The organism is Turicimonas muris, from assembly GCF_002221595.1.
Lineage (GTDB): Bacteria > Pseudomonadota > Gammaproteobacteria > Burkholderiales > Burkholderiaceae_F > Turicimonas > Turicimonas muris.
This window is the reverse complement of sequence record NZ_NHMP01000002.1, coordinates 387,538-409,362: the sequence shown is the minus strand read 5'-3', so window position 1 is coordinate 409,362 and position 21,825 is coordinate 387,538. Positions and strand designations below refer to the sequence as shown.

The 21,825-nt window shown below is 42.0% G+C and carries 22 protein-coding genes; 12 read left to right on the top strand and 10 right to left on the bottom strand.

Annotation, left to right across the window (positions count from 1 at the left end):
- Positions 1-58: 58 nt before the first annotated feature.
- On the bottom strand, positions 59-679 hold the full coding sequence (locus ADH67_RS05170; protein WP_066592012.1) for a response regulator transcription factor: 621 nt from the start codon (positions 677-679) through the stop codon (positions 59-61).
- On the bottom strand, positions 666-2,420 hold the full coding sequence (locus ADH67_RS05165; RefSeq protein WP_143597726.1) for a sensor histidine kinase: 1,755 nt from the start codon (positions 2,418-2,420) through the stop codon (positions 666-668). The genes ADH67_RS05170 and ADH67_RS05165 overlap by 14 nt, the downstream gene beginning before the upstream one ends.
- A gap of 216 nt (positions 2,421-2,636) precedes the next feature.
- Here ADH67_RS05165 and ADH67_RS05160 point away from each other — a divergent pair, with 216 nt between their 5' ends.
- Positions 2,637-3,137 carry a Tat pathway signal protein gene (locus ADH67_RS05160; protein ID WP_066592007.1) on the top strand — a complete coding sequence of 167 codons (501 nt, stop codon included), beginning with the start codon at positions 2,637-2,639 and terminating at the stop codon, positions 3,135-3,137.
- 136 nt (positions 3,138-3,273) lie between these two features.
- Here the strand turns inward: ADH67_RS05160 and ADH67_RS05155 are convergent, their stop codons facing one another.
- Positions 3,274-6,144 carry a heavy metal translocating P-type ATPase gene (locus tag ADH67_RS05155; RefSeq protein ID WP_066591994.1) on the bottom strand — a complete coding sequence of 957 codons (2,871 nt, stop codon included), beginning with the start codon at positions 6,142-6,144 and terminating at the stop codon, positions 3,274-3,276.
- Between the two features lie 103 nt (positions 6,145-6,247).
- Between ADH67_RS05155 and ADH67_RS05150 the strand changes: the two genes are divergently transcribed.
- The 4 genes from ADH67_RS05150 (at position 6,248) to ADH67_RS05135 (ending at position 10,374) form a co-directional block, all read left to right on the top strand.
- Positions 6,248-6,637 (top strand): winged helix-turn-helix transcriptional regulator, encoded by a 390-nt coding sequence (locus ADH67_RS05150; RefSeq protein WP_066591991.1) that lies wholly within the window; start codon positions 6,248-6,250, stop codon positions 6,635-6,637.
- Between the two features lie 34 nt (positions 6,638-6,671).
- A complete protein-coding gene (locus ADH67_RS05145) occupies positions 6,672-7,916 on the top strand; it encodes an AI-2E family transporter (protein ID WP_066591989.1) in 1,245 nt (414 codons plus the stop codon).
- An 89-nt stretch (positions 7,917-8,005) separates the two neighbouring features.
- Positions 8,006-9,472: a cysteate racemase gene (gene cuyB, locus ADH67_RS05140; protein WP_066591983.1), complete on the top strand. Its 1,467-nt coding sequence runs from the start codon at positions 8,006-8,008 to the stop codon at positions 9,470-9,472.
- Positions 9,472-10,374 (top strand): NAD(P)-dependent oxidoreductase, encoded by a 903-nt coding sequence (locus tag ADH67_RS05135; protein ID WP_066591981.1) that lies wholly within the window; start codon positions 9,472-9,474, stop codon positions 10,372-10,374. Before cuyB ends, ADH67_RS05135 begins: the two co-directional genes overlap by 1 nt.
- A 289-nt stretch (positions 10,375-10,663) precedes the next feature.
- On the opposite strand, the gene orn is transcribed toward ADH67_RS05135, so the two are convergent.
- A complete protein-coding gene (gene orn, locus ADH67_RS05130; RefSeq protein WP_089275707.1) occupies positions 10,664-11,242 on the bottom strand; it encodes an oligoribonuclease in 579 nt (192 codons plus the stop codon).
- 182 nt (positions 11,243-11,424) lie between these two features.
- Here orn and ADH67_RS05125 point away from each other — a divergent pair, with 182 nt between their 5' ends.
- The 5 genes from ADH67_RS05125 to ADH67_RS13250 all read left to right on the top strand — a co-directional run bounded on the left by ADH67_RS05125 (position 11,425) and on the right by ADH67_RS13250 (position 16,379).
- Positions 11,425-12,693 carry a M48 family metallopeptidase gene (locus tag ADH67_RS05125; RefSeq protein WP_369910914.1) on the top strand — a complete coding sequence of 423 codons (1,269 nt, stop codon included), beginning with the start codon at positions 11,425-11,427 and terminating at the stop codon, positions 12,691-12,693.
- Positions 12,680-13,585 carry a ribosome small subunit-dependent GTPase A gene (rsgA, locus tag ADH67_RS05120; RefSeq protein ID WP_066591980.1) on the top strand — a complete coding sequence of 302 codons (906 nt, stop codon included), beginning with the start codon at positions 12,680-12,682 and terminating at the stop codon, positions 13,583-13,585. Before ADH67_RS05125 ends, rsgA begins: the two co-directional genes overlap by 14 nt.
- A gap of 558 nt (positions 13,586-14,143) precedes the next feature.
- A complete protein-coding gene (locus ADH67_RS05115) occupies positions 14,144-14,659 on the top strand; it encodes an IclR family transcriptional regulator (RefSeq protein WP_236578477.1) in 516 nt (171 codons plus the stop codon).
- Between the two features lie 764 nt (positions 14,660-15,423).
- Complete coding sequence (locus ADH67_RS05110; protein WP_330873126.1) at positions 15,424-16,146, top strand: transposase; 723 nt, start codon at positions 15,424-15,426, stop codon at positions 16,144-16,146.
- A gap of 92 nt (positions 16,147-16,238) precedes the next feature.
- On the top strand, positions 16,239-16,379 hold the full coding sequence (locus tag ADH67_RS13250; RefSeq protein WP_157108096.1) for a hypothetical protein: 141 nt from the start codon (positions 16,239-16,241) through the stop codon (positions 16,377-16,379).
- A 201-nt stretch (positions 16,380-16,580) separates the two neighbouring features.
- On the opposite strand, the gene rplS is transcribed toward ADH67_RS13250, so the two are convergent.
- The 6 genes from rplS to ADH67_RS05075 all read right to left on the bottom strand — a co-directional run bounded on the left by rplS (position 16,581) and on the right by ADH67_RS05075 (position 20,413).
- Positions 16,581-16,949, bottom strand: coding sequence for a 50S ribosomal protein L19 (gene rplS / locus ADH67_RS05100; protein ID WP_066591966.1), 369 nt, complete (start codon positions 16,947-16,949; stop codon positions 16,581-16,583).
- Positions 16,950-17,034: 85 nt separating this feature from the next.
- Complete coding sequence (gene trmD, locus ADH67_RS05095; protein WP_066591965.1) at positions 17,035-17,772, bottom strand: tRNA (guanosine(37)-N1)-methyltransferase TrmD; 738 nt, start codon at positions 17,770-17,772, stop codon at positions 17,035-17,037.
- Positions 17,773-17,781: 9 nt separating this feature from the next.
- Positions 17,782-18,306, bottom strand: a complete 525-nt coding sequence (gene rimM / locus ADH67_RS05090) for a ribosome maturation factor RimM (protein ID WP_066591962.1) — start codon at positions 18,304-18,306, stop codon at positions 17,782-17,784.
- Between the two features lie 25 nt (positions 18,307-18,331).
- Positions 18,332-18,592, bottom strand: a complete 261-nt coding sequence (rpsP, locus tag ADH67_RS05085) for a 30S ribosomal protein S16 (protein ID WP_066591959.1) — start codon at positions 18,590-18,592, stop codon at positions 18,332-18,334.
- Between the two features lie 136 nt (positions 18,593-18,728).
- Positions 18,729-19,655, bottom strand: a complete 927-nt coding sequence (locus ADH67_RS05080) for an electron transfer flavoprotein subunit alpha/FixB family protein (protein ID WP_066591956.1) — start codon at positions 19,653-19,655, stop codon at positions 18,729-18,731.
- Between the two features lie 11 nt (positions 19,656-19,666).
- Positions 19,667-20,413: an electron transfer flavoprotein subunit beta/FixA family protein gene (locus ADH67_RS05075; protein WP_066591953.1), complete on the bottom strand. Its 747-nt coding sequence runs from the start codon at positions 20,411-20,413 to the stop codon at positions 19,667-19,669.
- Positions 20,414-20,598: 185 nt separating this feature from the next.
- Between ADH67_RS05075 and ADH67_RS05070 the strand changes: the two genes are divergently transcribed.
- Positions 20,599-21,003, top strand: coding sequence for a YqaA family protein (locus ADH67_RS05070; protein WP_066591950.1), 405 nt, complete (start codon positions 20,599-20,601; stop codon positions 21,001-21,003).
- Positions 21,004-21,194: 191 nt separating this feature from the next.
- Positions 21,195-21,722: a hypothetical protein gene (locus ADH67_RS05065; protein ID WP_066591946.1), complete on the top strand. Its 528-nt coding sequence runs from the start codon at positions 21,195-21,197 to the stop codon at positions 21,720-21,722.
- Positions 21,723-21,825 lie beyond the last annotated feature (103 nt).

Below are 21,825 nucleotides of genomic sequence, written 5' to 3'. Positions count from 1 at the left end.
CTCCTAAAAAAAATAAACTAGCTAATTACCTCTTGCTCCGGAGAAATCCGGAGCTTTTTTATACTTGTTCCAGATGGGAAATTAATGTCGCAATATCCGCTGGTGCATTAAGCTTTAATTTCTTTGTCGCAGAAAGTCTATGAACCTCAATAGTTCTTTCCGATAACCCAAGACGCTGGGAAATTTCTTTATTAATCAGTCCCTTGGCAACAAAACCAATGACTTCTTTTTCTCTTTTGCTTAACGACTCATATCTGGCCATTTCCTCTTCTTGAGAAACCGTCCAACCTCTATGTGATAAATCCCAATCAATGGCTTTTGCTATAGCTGAAAGCAGCTTTTCTTCATTGATCGGTTTTTGAAGAAAATCAACAGCACCTTTTTTCATCGAGTCAACAGCCATTTCGATGTCTCCATGGCCGGTTAAGAAAATGATCGGGCACTCATACTCTCTTTCGACTAAAAGTGAATGCAGCTGCAATCCGGTCATTTCCGGCATGCTAACATCTAAAATAACGCACCCGGGAACTGAAGGTGCATCTTCGGCTAAAAATTCCTTGGCTGAGCTGTAACACGTCACCTTCCAACCTTCCATTTCTAGGAGAATTGTTAAAGCACGTCTCATTGATGCTTCATCGTCAACTATTCGAATTAGTGGTTCAACTTTATTTTTTTTCATTTTTATTTTCTGTCTTGAGAATTGGAATCCTAACCATTACCTTTAGTCCTCCCAATTCTGATTTTTGAAAGCTTATGCTTCCGGCATGATTCTCAACGATGGCTTTCACGATTGCTAAACCGAGCCCCAACCCCTCTTTTTTAGCCGAACTCATAGGCTCAGATAAATTCTTTATTTTTTCTTCTGAGATATCACCGTTATCTTGAACGATTAAAACGGCATCGCCCTGCTCCTCTCCCACGGAAACCTCAATAAAAGGATGCTTAACATCAAGCGTCTTAAGTGATTGCTGAGCGTTTCTTACCAGGTTGATTAGGACTAGTTCGATTTCCAAACGGTTAGCACTAATAAGAGGCTCTGCAAAGACTTCAAGCTTTGGTTTAATTGTTGAGGAGGAATGCTTGGAGTAGTCGTTTAAAACTTGTCTAGAAAATTCTGCAAGAAAAATATCCGCTCTCTCTGATTTTTCTCCTTTTGCATAGCTTCTTACTCGTTGAACAGTTTCGCTGGCCTTAACCGCCTCTTTTCTAATTTCGTCCAGAACCTCAATGAGTTTCTCATTGGTTAATTTTTGAAGATCGGCAGCTCGAATCAAACTTCTTGCATAAAGATTTAATGAACCCAGAGGTTGATTCAATTCATGAGCCAGCAGCCCGGAAACCTGTCCAACGACTCCGGCTCTTTGCAGAGCCATCATTCTTTCTTGTGCCGTTTTTGTTTCCTGATTTAAAAATTTTTCTCTCAGTAAAGCTTCTTTCAATTGTCTGGTTCTTTTTCCTACGGCTCGAGACAAAAAGTAAGAATAGGAAAGGAGCATTCCGAGAATGCAAAATGCAAAAAAGAAGTAGTGAACGTTATCCAACAAAAAGCGTCTGATTGAAAGTTTTGTGACCTTCTCATAGGTTCCGATTTTAAGAAGTTCTTGGAGTTTATCGAGCTCGCTGAAATCACTTCCAACCTGCCAATAATTTCCTAATTTTGTACGCGGCTGGTTGATTAAAGCAACCGTAATTTTGCTTGTCAAACCTGCGTCTAGTGAAGGCATCGAAGCAAGGGTCCAATTCGGATATAGGGCTGTCGAGCGTTTACACACATGCTTTCCGTCCTCAATAAGATTGATGAACTTAACGTCAGAGTCCTTCAAAATCTTGCGGTTTATTGCATCTTCCAAATAACATATTCGCAGTATTCCGACATCAGAGTCTCCGTTTAATACATCTCGAATAATGTTGTCCCTATCCAACCCATGGAAACGAGAGACGGAGAAGAAAGTATTCGGATTAAAACCTTCTCTGGCAATCTCTCCCATTCCGGCAATGTACATGCCGAAAGCTGTTGGGCGACCTGCTGAAACTCGGGCTCCTTTCAGATCTGAAATTTTCTTTAAATCATCTCTGTCGGCCTTTACGATAAATAAGGAAGCCTCGCTCCTGTTGGGGTCCTTCGAAAAAGGCGAAGCAGCAACAGTTAAATCTTTAGCTCCTTCTGTTTGAAACTTTTTAATGAAGTTGCTGGTGACAAGAAATAAATCAGCTTTTCTGCTCTTAACATCCTGCTCTAATTGAGGAAGCTCCAAAAATTTCACTTCCAATGGCCTGGGAGAAACTGCCTTTTTCAAAGTATCAATAGTTTGGAACACAAATTCTTTTGTGAGCAGAGGATTGACGGCAGAGTTGATAGCTACAACTACAGGCTTATCCTCAGAAGAGGCAAACACGGCAGTGCAGCAAAAGGCAGTCAAAAGGAGGATTCTCTTCAATTTAAGAATTGAGTCTATTGTTAATTAATCTTGATTTTTAGATTATCTCATACCCTTCCGGTTCTCCCACCCAACCCCTCGTTGAGTGTTGAACCGTTTACGCTTGGTAAAAACTCTTAGGAACACTTTAAGGAAGCCAGCTTTAGCTAGCCAGAGGTAGAATGGCTGCCGAAGTTAAAACATTCCAAGGAGACAAATATGCTTCGCAGAAATTTCACAGTGACCGCCGGCATCATCTTGGTGAGCGGCCTTCTTGCTTCCCCTGCCTTTTCAGCAGACTTCCAATCAAAATATTATGACCTGCCTCTTACCAATGATTGGATGGCTCAAAAAGTTAAAGATGTCAACGTACCGGCAGGCGGAGATGCCACTTTATTTGCCAGTAAGAAGTTTGGAGAGGGTGTTCTAATCACTGTTATGCCGTCAGACGTTCCTGCTAAAGACGCAGCCGACAAAATGGCACAGAGCTACAAACAACAAGGAATGAGAATAATTGCCGGCCCCGTCCAAATCCCAGGACAAAATAGCTATCGTTTTACATACGTTTCGGCTAACAAAAAAATGCGAGCCATTACCTTTGTAACCAGCAATGGTAAGAACCTGTCTCAAATTTCCGTACTCGGTCGTCAAGGAACTCAAGGCACTTACCTATTGAAAGGCTTAAAACCTAAAGAAGAGGGACTCTTCCCAAAACTCTAGCCTTCTTTTTCAAGGCTGGATAAATTTTATAGCTAGGTTGTAAATGCCTGAATGATTAGGTCTGTCACTGGTCAACAGACCTTTCGAAAAGAAAAACGGGAGGATTCGAAGTAAATCGTCATCCCGTTTTTCTTGATTATTCTTCTATTTTCTTAACTGAATATCCCAATTTTTCCACTGTAGTCTTAATTGTCTCGTCGCTGAGAACTTCCTTATAACGAAGGACGGCTAGCTTATCTTTTAAGTCTACTTCAACGTTTTCCACGCCCGGAAGTTTAGAAAGTCCTTTCTCAACCGCAGAACTGCAGTGAGAACACATCATTCCTTCAATGACAACTTTCTTTGTATGAAGAACAGGCTTTTCAGTTTGGCAGCATTTCCTCTTATCCTGAGTTCTTGACAAAACCTCACCCCTTTCAGGAGCGGCAAGATCCTCAATCTTCACAACTTGATATCCCAGCTTCTCAACAGTGGCTTTAATCGTCTCATCGCTCAGCTCTCCGTTAAAAACAATCGTTGCCAACTGATCCTTTAGATCGACTTTTACGCTTTGAACGCCCGGAAGTTTAGCAAGTCCTTTCTCCACCGAAGAACTGCAGTGAGAACACATCATTCCTTCAATAATCACAGCTTTTGTATGTGCATCGGAATGCGAAACTGAAGAAGCGGCTTCTTGCTTGAGTGCAACTGACATAACTGCAGCTTTACCGCTGCTTGCCTTTCTTTGCTCTTGGTTAAAAACTAACTTCGGTTTCCAGCCTCTTAAACGTAAAGCGTTGCTGACTACACTAACTGAACTCATGCTCATGGCAGCCGCCGCAATCATTGGACTTAACGTCCAGCCAAGCACCGGATAGAACACACCGGCAGCAACAGGAATACCGATGATGTTATAGAAGAAAGCCCAAAACAAATTCTGTCTGATGTTGTTCATCGTTGAATGAGATAAGTTTTCTGCATTAACGACGTCAGTCAAACGATTTTTCATTAATACGATATCGGCAGATTCAATTGCCACATCGGTACCGGCTCCAATAGCAATCCCAACATCTGCTCGAGCCAATGCAGGAGCATCGTTGATTCCATCGCCAACCATAATGACTCTTTTGCCTTCGCCTTGCAGTCTGCGGACAATTTTTTCTTTATCGGAAGGCAAAACGCCGCTTTCAATATGATCAATGCCGACTTTAGAAGCAACTGCCTTAGCCGTTACCTCATTGTCACCGGTCACCATCCAAACTTCTTGACCTGCTTTTTTCATAGCCTCTATGGCAATTTTGCTGTCAGGCTTGATTGGATCGGCGACCGCAATAATTCCTTTCGTCGCACCGTTAATCTTAACTATAAGCGGAGTTTTTCCTTGCCTTGCCAATGACAATGCCTGTTCGGTTATCTGACTATTTTGAATGTTTAGGGCCTTAAGATTTCCGATTTCAACTTTCTCATTTCCGACTGTACCGGACACACTTCCCGACACTTGTTTAAAATCTGACGATGAAGAAAGAGAGATTTGAACTTCAGCGCAATAGCTAGAGATAGCGGTGGCTAAAGGATGTTCGGACTTACTCTCTACGGCATAAACTTTTTGAAGTAATTCATCCAGAGTTTGGCCGTTAAATAACACGATATCGGTCACGGATGGTTTCCCTTCAGTAACCGTTCCTGTCTTATCTAAAACAACAGCATTGACTTTTTCACTGCTTTCAATCGCCTCAGCTGATTTGAATAAGATTCCCTGCTCAGCCCCTTTCCCGCTTCCAACCATAATCGCTGTCGGTGTAGCTAACCCCAGCGCACAAGGACAAGAAATAACGAGAACGGATACTCCAATCATGAGAGCAAATTCCCAAGAATATCCTAAAAGCATCCAAGTCACTGAGGCAATAACGGCAAGCGCAATTACGGTCGGGACGAAAATTCCCGAAACCTTATCAGCCAATCTTGCCACCGGCGCTTTTGAGGAAGTAGCTTCATCTACAAGCTTAATAATTTGAGCCAAGGCCGTGTCTTCTCCGACCTTGGTAACTTGCATTAGAAAATGACCTTGTGTGACCAAGGTTCCTCCAGATAGGGCTGAGTCTGCTTCCTTCTCCACCGGAAGGCTTTCTCCGGTCAATGAAGATTCATCCACCGAGCCGGTTCCTTCTTTGACAACTCCGTCAACCGGAATTCTTTGTCCGGTTTTCAAAACAACGATTTCTCCCGGGCGGATTTCATCTACGGACACTTCGATGTCTTTTCCGTCTCTTTGAACGACCGCGGTATCCGGAACTAATTCCAACAGTTTAGAAATAGCATTAGTAGTTCTCTTTTTTGCTCTTGCTTCAAAATACTTACCTACGGTAATGAGTGTAAGAATCATTGCGGCGGAATCAAAATAGAGATTATGAGCATACTTAGCAACGAGTTCTTCATTACCTGCTGACAAGCCTATAAGCATCATATAAAGCGCAAACAATCCGAAAAATACGGACGCAGCAGAACCAATGGCTACAAGAGAAGCCATATTAGGAGCTCGCGAAAACAACGAACGGAATCCGATGTTGAAGAACTTGAAATTAACAAAAACTACCGGAATGGTTAAGAGAAACTGGGTTAATGCATTGACGGCAGCGTTCTGATGTCCACTTAAAAAAGAAGGACTTGGCAATCCGACCATCGGAGCCATCGCGATGTACATCAAAGGGACGCTGAATACGATAGAAACCCAAAGACGTGTTTCCATGTTCTTGAGTTCCTCTGCTTGGATGTCTTCCTGAGGTTTAGAAGAAGCTGTTGTTCCCTTGCCTCTTTCTTCAGATTTGACGATTGCGGAATATCCTGCTTTTTTCACGGCGTCTTCAATTTGCTCTGTGCCTGTTTTGGTCGGATCAAAATCAACCACCATGGAATTTTTTAAGAGATTGACATTTACGTCATCAATTCCATTTAGTGCTTTAACGGCCTTTTCCACCCTGGCGGAACAGGCAGAACAGCTCATCCCAGTAACATCAAAATGTTCTTTCATTTCTATTCCTTATTTTGCAAGAACATTGTATTCAATACTTTCAAACTAGCAAGAACTACCAAGAAAGGAATATAGTATCTAAAAATATACTTAGGAACGCTTAATGGCAAAAGGTTGCTCAAATCAAAATAAGCTTCAGAATTGCTGTCCGGTAGAAAGAACCTTGGATCTCATCGGAGGGAAATATAAGGCGCTTATTCTGTGGAACTTGGTTGGAAAGACCCTTCGTTTTTCTGATCTTCAGAGAGAAGTCACCGCAGCTACTCCCAGAATGCTTACTAAGCAACTGAGAGAATTGGAGGAGGACGGACTTCTAAGCCGTAAGGTTTACGCTGTCGTCCCTCCAAAAGTAGAGTATTCTTTGACCGAATTAGGTGAATCTCTGCGTCCGATTTTGGAATCCATGTATATTTGGGGAACAGCGTTTTTACATAAACAAGGAAGAACTCCTTGCTGTTCAATGAAAGAGCTCCCTAAAATTCAGGAACACTAAATGCCCGGGGCCTTAAAAATTAGATGAGTCCACTATGGCTGACAATAAAATAGAAAACTCAAACCTTCCAAAGCTGGTTGGCTTCCTCTCTTTCAAGGATAGAGTCGATGTGATCGTCAGAGTCCTATTCGGCTTCTTTATTGCCATCGGCTGCTTTTTAGTCGTTTGGCCTTTTGCTACGGCAATCTCAGTTGCGGCTGTGATCGCCATTGTTTCCTGGCCTCTTTTTAAGATCATAAGAAAATGGTGCGGGAACAGGAACCTGTTGTCCAGCTTCATACTTGTCTTTCTATTGACGGTTTTAATCGTTATCCCGATTACAGGCCTGTCTGTTGTTTCTGCCCAACAGATACCTAATTTGATTTCTATGGTAAGAGAATGGATTTCCTCAGGCTTTTCTCTGCCAAATGAAATCAAAGATATTCCTTGGGTTGGAAACTGGCTTTACGGGCAGCTCGACAGTTTTATCGGCAATCGGGAAGATTTGGCAGCTACAGCTCAAAAACTCTTTGATCCTGTCAGCAAAATTCTCCTTAAAGGCGCAGTGATGTTAGGCGACGGCCTTTTCCAACTGTTCCTGATGATTTTTATCATTTTCTTCTTTTACAGAGACGGAGATTACCTTGCAGACAAGAGTCTTGCCCTATTAACCCGTATGAGCGGCAACTTAGCTGTAGAAGTAAGAAATATCATTGTTAATACAACAAGAAGCGTTGTATTTGGAATTGTCGGAAGCGCTGCCGGTCAAGGCATCGTTGCTTTTATCGGCTTTTTGATAGCCGGAGTTCCCGGTGCAGTCACTCTTGGTGTTGCAGTGTTCGTACTTTCTGCCGTTCCAATTGGACCACCCTTGGTTTGGGGTCCGGCAGCAATATGGCTTTATTACCAAGGTCAAGTAGGAATGGCTGTGTTCCTTGTTTTGTGGGGTTCTCTTGCTGTTTCCAGCGTTGATAACTTCTTAAAACCGCTGCTGATTTCAAAAGGAGCTTCCCTACCACTGTCCTTAATCTACTTGGGAGTATTCGGAGGCATCATAGCATTCGGCTTTATGGGTATTATTCTTGGACCCGTTGTGATCGCCGTCGGAATTGCGATGAGCAAGACTTGGCTTTCTATTTCGGCTTCCGTTAACGCTCAAAACCAACCAACTGAGGAAACTGAGAAAATTCTAGACAAGCTGTCTCAAAATTCTATTAACGACAGTAACCCGATGGATGATGAAATCCTCGATGGAGAAATTGAAAAACCAAAACAGGCAAAAAATAAACTAAAACTTTAAATAGTCAAGAGCAAAAGTCCACTGCCAAGTGGGCTTTGTCGTTTTATACTCTTAAAACTTATTTACGACTTTTGAGAGTATTTACAATCATGTCTGACCTGCATAACATTATCGCTATTTCCGGCGCAATCTGCCCTTCTTTCTTCGTTGAAAAACTTACAGCTGCTATTCATAATGAACCTACTGAAGGAAAGGAAAAACCTCAGGTTGAATCTGTTCGTTTGAAATGGGAATGCCCTCCTGCCGATGCTTCGAAGCTAGTAAAAGAAGGTGACAGAAAGTGCAGGGTCTATAATGAAGTTCAATATTTTACTGACCGGGGCGTAAAAGTTGTTGCCCTCCCCAACTTTCAAGCCCTTACCTTCTTAAGCGAACTTCAAGTTGAATTTACGACTCCGATTGCCAACATAGGCAAAGCTGTAGCTGAATCTCTTAAAGATAAAGAAGGACTCAAACTCGGATACCTTGGCTTAGCTTCTGAACCAAAATTCGAAGCCGTTAAAAACTCTTTCGAAGGTATTGCCAAAGTTGAATGGGTAGTTGCCGAAGAAGATGCTCAAAAAATGCTGAAAGAATATGAGCTTAAGTTCTTTGATAAGAATCTTAACGCAGAACAAAAAGAAGCGGCATTGTCCATCTTAAGAAACGGCTGCCATAGCTTGCAAGAAAAAGGAGCAGAACTTATCCTGCCTTCTTGCACAGGTCAAGTTGAATATGCAGATGCATTAAATGCTGCCGGTTTCCGTTTGATTGATATTGTCGGAGTCTACGCCCACTATCTTTGCACCAAGAGCTGGGAACAGCTTCCCAAACCTTTTAAACTTGGCATTGTCGGCGGTATGGGGCCGGCCGCAACCGTTGATCTTTATGACAAGATTACCCGTGCCACTCCGGCAAAAATCGACCAAGATCACTTTAAAGTCGTTATTGAGCAGAATCCACAGATTCCTGACCGCACCAAATATCTGCTTCACGGAGGAATTGACCCAACTCTTTCCCTTTATTCCTGCTGCAAGAAGTTAGAAGTCGATCAAGTTGATGCCATCGTATTCCCGTGCAACACTGCTCATGCATACATTGAAACCATTGTTCCTCACCTTGATGTTCCAATCATCAATATGCAGAGAACAACCCTAGAAGAAATCAAGAAAAAATTCGGTGAAAAAGCCGTTATCGGTTTGATGGCTACAGACGGGACCTGTGAAACAGGCATTTACAGCAAGAAAGCCGATGAAATGGGTCTCAAATGTGTACGCCCGGATCCTGAATATCAAAAATACGTCATGGAAGCTATTTACGGTGAAAAAGGAGTTAAGGCTGGATACACAACCGGAATATGCCGCGATCAGCTTTTAGAAGCTGCTAAGCACTTGGTTAAGGACAAAGCCGCAACTGTTTTAATTTTAGGGTGCACCGAACTCCCGCTTATTCTGGATGAAGACGATAACTTTGATATCGATGGTAAAAAAGTTGCAATTGTTGATCCGACTTCTGCAGTAGCTAGAAAGGTTGTTACTATTGCCACTTTAGTTACCAAAGAAAGAGGTCGCAAATAATGGCTGATCAAAATAAAACAGAGATCAAAGTCGCTTTTATAGGCTTAGGCGTGATGGGCTACCCGATGGCAGGCCATCTTGCAAAAGCCGGAAACGAGGTGACGGTGTACAACCGCACTACTTCTAAGGCAGTAAGATGGGTTGAAGAATTCGGCGGAAAAATGGCCTTAACCCCAAAAGAAGCTGCTCAGGACTGCGACATTGTCTTCGTTTGCGTCGGTAATGATGATGACTTAAGAAGCGTAGTGTTAGGAGAAAACGGGGCTTTTGCAGGCATGAAAAAAGGTGCCGTTCTATGGGATGACACTACTGACTCAGCCACTGTCGCACAGGAACTCTATGCCAAAGCCAAAGAACTTGATCTAAACTTTGTTGACGCCCCGGTTTCCGGAGGGCAAGCTGGTGCAGAAAACGGTGTTTTAACCGTGATGTGTGGCGGTGATGAGGACGTCATCAACCAATGCATCCCTGTTGCCAATGCTTTTGCATGCTCCATCAAACGAATCGGACCTTCCGGCTCGGGGCAGCTGGCTAAGATGTGCAATCAGATTTGCATTGCAGGCATCGTTCAAGGGTTATCAGAAGCGATTGCTTTCGGTAAGACAGCCGGGTTAGATATGCCCTTAGTTCTGGGAGTTCTGGAGAAAGGTGCGGCAGGAAGCTGGCAGATGGCTAACCGCGGAATCACGATGGACTTGAATCAATTTGATTTTGGTTTTGCTGTTGATTGGATGCGCAAAGACTTAGGTCTTTGTCTTGCACAAGCCAATAAAACCGGTGCAGTTCTTCCTATTACCGCTTTGGTTGATCAATTCTATGCTGAGATTCAGAACCGCGGAGGCGGACGTTGGGATACTTCATCCTTGATCACATTGCTGAATACCCAGCCAAAGACTAAATAATTCTGCTATTTATCAAGGCGCTTCTACGAGGATTCAATTTGTAGAAGTGCCTTTTTCCGCGACTCAATACTGGCCCTCTCGTTCTTTCTCAATTTTCTAGTCAGCTAACTTTTTCCCGAGATAAATAGGGCGCAATATACCTTTGACAGAATTAGAGATTCTTTCAAAATACTCATAGATACAACTTCATTACAATGTAATAACGTCCACTCAACAATTCAATGTAGGAAAACTTCAAGTGGAAAGAACTCTAAAATTATTGTCAATGAGAAGAAGGAAGAAACAACAATCAGATTTTCATAATCTCTTTTCTGTAGAACTTCATCTCCTCAATTGAATCATAGATATCTGAAAGGGCCTCGTGTTTTGAGGTCTTTACATACTTCCTCATGACTTCAGGAGCCCACCTTCTAACGCACTCCTTAATTGAAGAAACGTCAATATTTCGATAATGGAAAAACTGCTCAAGATTCGGCATCCAACGAGCCATGAATCTTCTGTCTTGCCCGATGGAATTGCCGCACAGAGGGCTCTTCCTTGGAGAAACATACTGAGAGAAAAAGCGATAGTAAATGTCTGCCGCCTGTGCCTCATCAATTTCGCTTTCGAGAGATTTCCGGACTAAACCTGATTTCGTATGATGACTTGTATTCCAAGAGTCCATTGCATTCAGCACTTGGGGAGTTTGATGAATTACAACAACCGGCCCCTCTGCAATCACATTCAATTGAGGATCCGTAATAACTGCTGCCATTTCTAAAATACGGTTGACTTGCGGTTCCAACCCAGTCATTTCCAAATCCATCCAAATGAGATTATCTTCATTAAAGAGTGCTGAGCGCGGAATCTCGGGCATAAATCCTGACATTTTTAAAGTCCTATTCTTTGTTTTCAAATTTGAAAACATTCTAATCGTTCTTGAGAAAGACTACGTTGTCCCGGTACTAACTTAAGCCGTGGAATTCTTTACTCAAATCAAATTGGAAGCGTCGTCATGAAGAATGTGATGAAGTATTATTCTGTCTGACCTTATTTACCAGAGAGACTCCAGTGGCAATTGATTTTTCTATTATTTTTATTGTTTTTCTAGTGATCAACACTTGCTTGAAATTATGGCTGGATAAGAGAGAAATAGCCAGCATTCTTAGACACCGATCAGCCGTCCCTGAAGCTTTTGCACAAAAAATAACTCTCCAGGCACATCAAAAAGCAGCCGATTACTCAATTGAAACCATTCGATTTTCTCAAAAAGAAAGATGGGTTTCCTTACTCTTTCTACTCATTGCTACTTTCGGCGGTCTCATACAACAGATTTATGACTTTTTTACAGCATGGTTAGGAAACGGAATTTGGACTCAAATTTCAATCGTCGGCGTTTTTGCTTTGATTTCTTCTTTAGTGGATCTCCCTTTCTCGTGGATTAGCCAATTCAAGATTGAAGAAAAATACGGCTTTAATACCATGAAAAAATCTCAGTTCTTTAAAGATTTAGGTATTTCAACCCTCCTCAGCATAGCTCTTGGATTGCCTCTTTTAGCCGTAATCTTCTGGCTCTGGCAAGTGGCAGGAAGTTTGTGGTGGTTATGGGCCTGGACTTTTTATGTTGCATTCAATTTTGCCGTTCTTTGGATTTATCCAAATTTCATCGCGCCTTTATTCAATAAGTTTGAGAACCTTCCGGAAGGTGATCTCTATAACAAGATCAACTTTCTTCTTCAGAAAGTTGATTTCGAATCTAACGGGCTTTATGTAATGGATGCATCAAAGAGAAATGCTAAAGGAAATGCCTATATGACAGGATTCGGCAAGAATAAACGTATCGTTTTTTTTGACACATTAATCAAAAAACTTACGCCCGATGAGATTGAGGCGGTACTTGCTCATGAATTAGGACATTACAAGCTAAAGCACATCTACAAAATGATGGCAGTATCTTTTGTTTTCGCTTTTGTTGTTTTTGCTTTGCTTGATTTTGCTTCGGAAGCTGATTGGTTTTATAAAGGACTTGGCGTGGTATTGAATGACGGAACGAGCCACGGGGTCGCCCTTATTCTTTTCTCTTTAGTTTTACCCGTTTTCACTTTCCCCTTCACTCCTCTTGCTAGTTTGTCCTCAAGAAAGCATGAGTTTGAAGCCGACAAATTTGCGGTTGAGAATGCCAACGGCAGAAGCTTGATTACTGCCCTAGTTAAGCTATTTAGCGACAATGCATCAACTTTAACGCCCGATCCCGTGTATTCTGCTTTTTATAGTTCTCATCCGGACGCATCAACCAGAATTAACGCTATAGAGAAGATACTTAGAAATGAGCAACAATAAAGATTTTGTAGCTAGAGTCATCGCCACTCACGGCAAACATAGCTTCGTTGAAGATAAAACGGGAAAAATCTTTGAAGCTATCAGACGCGGTAAAAAGAAAGATGTAGTAGTTGGAGACTTGGTTAAATGCAAACAATCTTCAGACGAGCAAGTTGCTATTGAATCAGTGGAAGAACGAAAGTCTCTTTTGTATCGAAGCGATGAATTCAGAACAAAGCCTTTAGCCGCCAACATAGACCAGGTAGCGTTGGTTTTTGCCACTAGGCCGACCTATAACCCTAGATTTATTTGGAAGGCTATTCTGGCGGCAGAAACGGCAAATATTCCCATGCTGATTATTCGTAATAAAAGCGATATCACCGAGGACGATAACCAAGTTCGCCCGTTTATTGACCAACTGAAAGAATTGGGATGCTCAATTATTGAAGTCTCTGCTACTGCTTATCCAAAAGAGACGGAAGAAAAGCTCTTTCCGTTGTTCGAGCATCGTATCACTCTTCTCATCGGCCAATCAGGTATGGGAAAATCCACAATTCTGAATTTATTGGTAAAGGATGCAGAACAAAAGACTCAAGAATATTCCAAAGCATTAAACCTAGGGAAGCAAACGACTACCTCAACCAGATGGTTCCAATTTGGAAATGACGGAGCCATCGTCGACTCTCCGGGATTCCAAGAATTTGGATTAGCTCATTTGACATTGAATGACATCATGAGAGGATTCCCGGAAATTAAAGAGAGAGTTGAGTACTGTAGATTTACAAATTGCAGGCACCTCGAAGAACCCCAATGTGCTGTTAAAGCAGCCGTAGAAAATCATGATATCGATCCGGAACGCTATGCCTTATATAAAGAACTGGCAGAAGAAACGCTAAAACCAAAGAATTATTAGGAATTTAAGACCGAAGTTGCTTCTCTGTTTTTTTATTCATCATGAATCATATTATGAATTTCGTACAAATCAATCTAGAAATTTCAAATCAAAATAAAGATTGATAATCAAGAGGATCATTTCCTAAATTGGTAGAAAAGAGGGTAAAAATTCCTTTAATCATCTGAAAAATTCTCTCCCTAATTGACAATTCGTTTACTAAATAATTAAATTTGTTTTATTTTTTCTTATAAATATAACAATAACTAGGTATATTCATTATTGACTTACTTAACTTATTGTTTTGTTGAGTATTTCTCTATGGAAAGGAGGTAATAGCATTCCTTTATGTAAAGGTAATTAGCTCATTTTGAGCTTAAATTTCCCACATTATGGAATTATCGAAAAAACATTAGCGTGCGTAACTAATTGTTTTTATGTTAATTATTAGAGCTTTACCTACTTATATAACTTATTTATGGCATTTAATGAAATTTTTAAGTCTTGCTTAATTCGGGATTTCCCTTTATGATGAATTCAACGTAGTGAAAACACCTAATCTATAAGAAGGAGTCTCAAATGTTAAGAACTCATCGCACGCCTAGGGACAGAGCAGCTTTTCCAACCGAACTCCCGCAAATGCATATTCCTGCCGGCGTATCTCCTACCGTTTACGCTCAGCACCGTGACTTGTTGTCAGTTCTCATGCTTAGGTTTATGACCAGCAGACTTAGAGCTATGTATCAAGCTTATGACGGCGACTTAACTCTCTGCTTAGTGCTTGGTGAAATCGCTTCCAGAAACACCGAACGTCACTTTGATGAAAGAAGGGGATATCAGCCGCAGTACGAACATCAGCCAAAACCTTTGCTTCCGTGCAATGCACTATCCATCTCTGATGTAACCGGCATTCCTCGTGAAACGGTACGACGCAAACTCGCAAAACTTTTAGCCTTAGGCTGGATTGAAAAAACTCCGGAAGATATGTACGTCATTACGGATAAAATTGGTGAAGTTTTTGCTGCTTTTGATGACTCTCAAACCTATGATCTGATGCACACTGCTGATTTAATCGGAGCTGTATTGCGTGGTTAAACAAATAGCATTTCTCTGGTAAGAACTATAGATAAGTGATGAAATCCGCCGCTGGCAACAGCGGCATTTTTTTCCTGAATTCTCGAAAAGAATATTAGTTTCTTTATAAATGCACACAAACTTAAAATTAACTGTTTGCTATTACGGGCTTTTGAATAGTTTCACCCCTAATTTCATAGATTAGAATTTTAGTATCTGTGTAATCGAGGGATAAATTGCTCTGGAGTCGATACGTAACGTCTTAAAAGTTACGCTCAATCGACTATCTCTACAGATATAAAAACGCCTGGGACAAGGATAAAAACGTTCTTATTGCAATCACAGATACTCAATTGGCCGTCATAGGGACGGGAAAGTTGAATTAGGAAGAAAGTTTTTATCAGAACATTACGAGTGCAAACGGATTGAAATCAAATTCGAAGACCCAGCCAGTTCTTTGCAAAATCTTTCGAACCAGGAAGTCCTCGTTGTCCTTACAAAAACATATCCGTTAAATGCCAGAAGCGCTTATGTGCTTAAGAAACTAGCAATTCAAAGTGGGGTAATGGAGGATTTAAAGGCAAACTTCCCTCACAATTAGTCGAAAATTTTGTCTTCGACAATGTTTTTTGTTATCTACCCTGAACAGAATTTAGCCAATTACGACGTAACGGCCGCCCATTGCGATTTTCCACTCTCCTCCACTTTTTTGAACTGCTCGTCTCAATCACTTTTGAGCAGCCTGAGCATAGGGCTGGCCTGCTGCACAAAGGAAAACAGTTCTAATTACTGGCACTTCCATTTCTTTATTTTCACAAACGCTTAATAAAGTTGCTTTCGGTCATAACAAAGAGGATCCTGAGATGACAATGCTCAAGATAGCACTGCTTATTGATGAAATTACGGGAGAGCCCTTGTACTACAAGGTGTTAGACGGCTCCATTGCTGACGTCACCTTATTACAGAACTTGTTTGCAGAGCTCTCCAAGTTTGATGCTGAACAGATCTACTTGGTTTTGGATAGAGGCTTTTGCTCGGAAAATAACTTTCAAATGATGTTTCGCGACAACATTGGCTTTGTAGCTGGTCTGAAGTCAAATTTAAAATTTGCTCAGCAAGCCCTGCAGGAATTCGTCCCTCAGCTAATGCTGGCACTTTCTCAACAACACTCGCCTGAAATTGACTGCTATTGCGCAACCAAGAAAATAGAGTGGTACAGTTCGAGCCGCGCATTTGGCAAAGAATATTCGCCCTTCTACATACACGTCTGCTACGACCTGCAAAGAGAAATCAGCGAAAAAATTCATATGACATCTCTAGTGGAAAGCTTTCACTCGCGACTAAAAAAGGGGAACGTTCCTAACTCTCCTGTTTTTAAAGAGTTCTTTAAACTTAAACCTTCCGCAAAAAACAAGACGCGGCAGTTGAAAAATATCAGTTCGACGTTAACTCTTGGGATAAATTCACAAAATCCTTCAGATTCTTTGTGCTCGGTTTCGATGAAATAAGCTTTTCGCCGCAAGCATTACATATTTACAAACAGAAGGATGTTGTTGAAAAGGCCTTCAACAATTACAAAGATAAATGCGGAGGCAGAAAAATGAGAAGCCAAGAAACTTCTTTAGACGGCCGGGTATTCCCCACCTATCTAAGCCTGATTCTTCAAAGGCGGTTAGAACAAGCTAAGAAAAATCCGTGGGATATGTCTAGGATTATCGATGAACTTTCCGCCACGATGTAGAAGGGAAAAAAGCGTCGGTATTGGCAAGAATGACCGAAACGATATAGGGAACTGCTAGAAGAGCTGGAAGGCAAAACTCCTGCTCCTCTTGTTTTGTAATCTAGGAGCAGGAGTTCAGTTTTTTTATCTTCAATAAAGGCAAAACCGCAGATTTCGACGTCTGCGGCTTCGCGGAAAGCTTTAGTTTTAATTTTTCGAAAATTAGGCCTTGCGAACCAATTTTTCTTTAATTCTTGCTGCTTTACCGGACAAGTTGCGCAAGTAGTAAAGTTTGGCACGGCGGACAGCGCCATGACGCTTAACTTCGATACCGGCAATGATCGGAGAATAAAGCTGGAATGTACGTTCTACACCTTCGCCGCTGGAAATCTTACGAACAGTAAAAGCACTGTTCAAACCGCGGTTACGAATAGCGATAACTACGCCTTCGAAAGCCTGTACACGTTTACGGTTACCTTCAACAACGTTAACGCTGACAACTACTGTGTCGCCTGGGTTAATGCGAGGATAAGTCTTGCCTTCAGAAAGACGGGCAATCTCTTCCTTTTCAAGTTGTTCAATAATATTCATGAATATCTCCAATGACCATCTTCATGCAGTTCTTTTCATCTTTGCCTGCAGAGAGGATGGGTTTTAATCGTCAGCAACTAACTGACTATATAAAAAATTGTTCCAAAAACTTTTCATCCGATTTGGACAGCAGCTTTTTAGAACGCGCTATTTTAATCATTTCAGGACGTGTTGTGGCGGTTATTTGTAACGCTTGCTGTCTTGTCCAGGCATAAATGTTCTTATGGTGTCCCGAGATAAGAACATCCGGAATCTCCTTACCTCTCCAGACCTCTGGTCGAGTGTAGTGAGGAGCATCCAACAATCCGGTAGAAAACGATTCGTCTGAAGCTGATAAATCTTTAATTGCTCCCGGAAGTCTCCTGACAATCGCATCAAGCATAACCATCGCTGGCAACTCACCGCCGGATAAAACATAGTCTCCGATGCTATAAGTTTCATCAACAAAAGAATCTAAAAATCTTTGGTCGATCCCTTCATATCTTCCGCAGACAAAAACCAAAGGTTGGCTGCTTTCTGCGAAAGCCTTGACATCATCGTCATCCAGTTTTTTTCCGGTTGGAGAAAAAGAAATCACTTTTCCATGATTGCCGTCGGCACGGACTGCTTCGACTGCCAAAGCCAGAGGCTCAGCCTTCATAATCATTCCTGGACCGCCGCCAAACGGTCTGTCATCAACCGTTCGATGCGCATCATGAACAAAATCGCGAGGAGACCAGCACTTCAGAGACCAAAGCCCGTTTTTGAGAGCCCTGGATGTAATTCCGTTCTCAGTAATAGCCGAGAACATCGGCTCAAAAAGTGTGACTGCGTCAACTCTCATAAAAATTAATTAATCCCAATCAAGAGACCAGTCAACCGTAACTTCTTTCTTTTCCATATCAACGAGCTCAACATACTCCGGAACCAGCGGAATCAAAATCATTTTTCCTTTGACGCCGTTAACTTCCAAAACATCATGAGCACCGTTGTCGGTAATAGATCTAACTGTGCCGATTTCTTCGCCTTTAGTATTCACTACCTTAGCGCCGATGATATCGACCCAGTAAACCTCATTCTCTCCCAAATCTGGGAAATCCTCTCTCAGAAGACCAACAGCACCTTTTAGGGCAGCTGCCGCTTCCGGAGTATCGATTCCTTTTAGCTTAGCGACAATTCCCTTCCCATGAAACTTGGCACTTTCCATCGCCATGGGCTGAGGCTCGCCGCCGAGGGTTAAATGAAACCAATTTTTAGAATCCAGCAACGCATCACCGTCTTGGAAAGGAAGGACTCTCACCCAACCTCTCAAGCCGTACGCACCACATAAAGCACCGAGCGCTATAGGCTCAGCAGCGGAATTCTTTGTGTCTTCCACGACTTAATAAGTCTTAAAGTCTCAATTAAGCGGCAGGAGCAGCTGTTTTCTTGAATTCTTTGTAAAGACGAGAAACAGTTTCGCTCATTTTGGCGCCGTTGGCGATCCACTTGTTGAGGTTGGCTTCATTGATAGACAAACGAACTGCCTGACCGGAAGCTACAGGATTGTAGAAACCGATACGTTCATTGAAGCGACCATCGCGTGGATTGCGGGAGTCGGTCGCGACGATATTGTAGAAGGGGCGCTTCTTGGAGCCGCCACGAGCCAGACGAATAACGACCATGTTTAAATACCTCTAAAAATATACTAGGTTTAGTGTAAAACGTTTAAAACTAAGGGGCTTTCCCTTTTAAAACCCGTGATTTTATCTGATTTTTTCTAATCAAACAAACGGTTAAAATAAGAAAGCCCAAGGATTATTACAATTTTGTTTGCAGCTGACGGATGACGTCCATTGCATCAGCTACCAATCCGTAATCAGCCACGTCGAAAATCGGGGCTTCCGAATCTTTATTCACCGCAACGATAACTTTAGCGTCCTTAATACCGGCGATATGTTGGATAGCTCCCGAAATGCCTAAGCCAATATATAAGTCAGGGGCAATCATCTTACCTGTCTGACCGATCTGCCAGTCGTTAGGAGCCATTCCAGCATCAACCACTGCACGAGTTGTTCCAACTGCAGCTTTTAGCTTATCGGCAAGCTGTTCCATTTCAGCGAATTCCGCTTCATTTGCCAGGCCTCTTCCGCCCGCGATAACTATCTTGGCAGATTGAAGCTCAGGTCTGTTGCTTTCAACTTTTTCCGCGCCCAAGAAAACTACTTTACTAGTACCGAGCACTGCTTCTATTTTTTCAATGGAAGCAGTGCCTTCTTGGCCAACCGGATCAAATGCTGTAACACGTACGGTTAAAACTTTGACGGGATCTAAGCTTTTTACTGTTGCAATAGCAGCACCGGCGTAAATCGGACGCTTGAAAGTATCTTCAGATACAACTTTAATAATTTCCGAAATCTGAGCAACATCAAGTTTGGCCGCCACTCTAGGAGAAGCTGCTTTGCCAAATGAGTCAGCCGCAAAAAGAATGTGAGAATAATCTTTAGCAACTTGGAGAACCTGAGCGGAAACGTTCTCTGCAATAGGATGGTTGAACTGTTCTCCCTCGGCGAGAAGTACTTTTCTAATGCCGCTTAATTTTGCAGCCTCAGAAACAATCCCTTCACCGGACTGGCACATCACCAATACATCTACATCAGAAGAAATCGCAGAAGCGGCTGCTGCTAAATTAGCTGCAGACGGGTTTAATACGCTCCCATTATGTTCACCTATGATTAAAACTGCCATCTTCTGCTTCCTTATAAAACTTTAGCTTCATTTTTAAGTCTGTCGATCAGCTCATCTACGTTGGAGAGCATTACCCCGACTTTTCTTGCTTCCGGAGCTTCAACAGTCAAGAGCTCAACATGTTTCTTGAGATCGACACCGAAGGTCTCTGCTTTGATAACTTCTTGCGGTTTTCTTTTAGCTTTCATCATCATCGGCAATGTGACATAGCGCGGGGCGCTCAGTCTCAAATCAGAGGTAACGACCGCAGGAAGAGTCAATTCCAAAGTTTCCAAACCACCGTCAACTTCAATAGTCACTTTAGCTTTATCACCGATTACTTCTAAAGAAGAGGCGTGGGTAGCCTGAGGCCAATCGCATAAAGCAGAAAGCATCTGACCAACCTGGTTGGCATCAGTATCAACGCCTTGTTTACCCGCGATAATTAACTGCGGATTTTCTCTTTCAGTGAGAGCCTTGAGTAACTTAGCAATTCCAAGCGGTTCAATGACTTCTTCCGTTTCAATAAGAATTGCTCTGTCTGCTCCCATTGCTAAAGCAACTTTCAACGTTTCAGAGCTGTCGGATTTTCCGATAGAAACGGCGACAACTTCTTTAGCAACGCCCTTTTCTTTCAATTGAACGGCTTGTTCAAGAGCAATTTCATCGAAAGGGTTCATAGCCTTCTTGAGAGAGGCTGTCTCAATTGTTCCTTCAGGGCTGACTTTAACCTTGATATTGGCGTCTACCACCCTTTTTACAGGTACTAAGATTTTCATTTTTTTTCCTGTTGAAAAATTCTCGGAAAATTATACAAGCGAAAAAAAACCATTAACCGACTAAAAAAGCTAAGTTGTTGATATTGGTAAGGCTTTGCCTCGGACAAATACTGCATCTTCGCCTAACTGGAAGAGAAGCCTTCCAAGCAGGTAGAATTTCTCTGTTCTTATCATCAGTTTCGAACATGTCCTTTACCTCTTTTTTAATATCTCTGTTTACCAGTGCCTTTATTTCCTCCACTCTTTTGCCCGGAGGAAGCGAAGCGTTAGTGGTATGGGGAATGACAGAATGGAAAGAAAGACTATGGGACATCGTGCTTGTTGCATCAGCCGGGAACACACTGGGCGCCTTGGTTACTTACTTGATAGGTTTGCTTATTCCAAATAAAGTTGTTCAAAAGAAAATAGAACTCTTCAAGAAGTGGGGACCTATTTGTCTTCTGTTTACCTGGGTGCCTATCATCGGTGATGCTTTTCCCCTTGCTGCAGGATGGTTAAGAGTGAACTGGATTTTAACTGCTGTCCTGATTCTCATTGGAAAATTTACACGTTATGCTGCCCTAGCCTACGGAACCTCCTTATTCCTTTGACAGAATCTTTTTACTGACTTTTCTACTTTCTATTTGAGCAGCACCATCAAAATACGATCAGCCAATGTACAAAGTGCACTATTTCCTTCACCGTTCCTAATTTTCTTTCTGATATTAAAGTTTTCTGTGGTAACCAGAAAAAACTCGTTGGCAATCCAATACAATTTCAACAAATTAATCAGGTTTCCACTATGACAACTCAACAAGAAATCAGCGCAGTACAAAGAGTCTACGATCACTTCTCTAAATCTAGATATAAGTCTTTCTTAAAAGCCTCAGATTTTTATGTACCTTTCTTCTTCGGTAAGAAGAAGAGAATGGCCGAATTCAGCAAAGAATATGCTCCGTTTGCTGCCGCTTGCTTCACAGAAACTCTTCGTAACCAAACTGCAAAAGACAGCGGAGAACCAAACGAAGAACTGATTTCAGCCTTTGTCAACAAATACGTCCCTGAAGCTCTCAAACCTGCTTACGACGAATACTGGACTTTAATCTGTACGGAAGTGGACAAAAATCCCGAAGATGCCCGTCAAATTGTCAGCGGCTTAAGTACACTCTTTATGTATAAGCTTTTTGGTCCGAATGCTGAACAACCTGACCCTGATATCTTAAATTCGCATCGCCATCAAGTTGCGATGGATTTCCAAGTCGGAAGCCTGATGTTTGAATTCACCCATGGTATTAAAGTTGTTCTAGAAAAAGAAAAGAAGAAAAAGTAGCGTTCCGAGGCATTATTTGAACAGTTCCAGTGTAGGTAATCTTTTCGGCTGTAAGTATTCAGTGTTATTAACAAATCAAAGAACTGAAGATTTTAAAAACGAT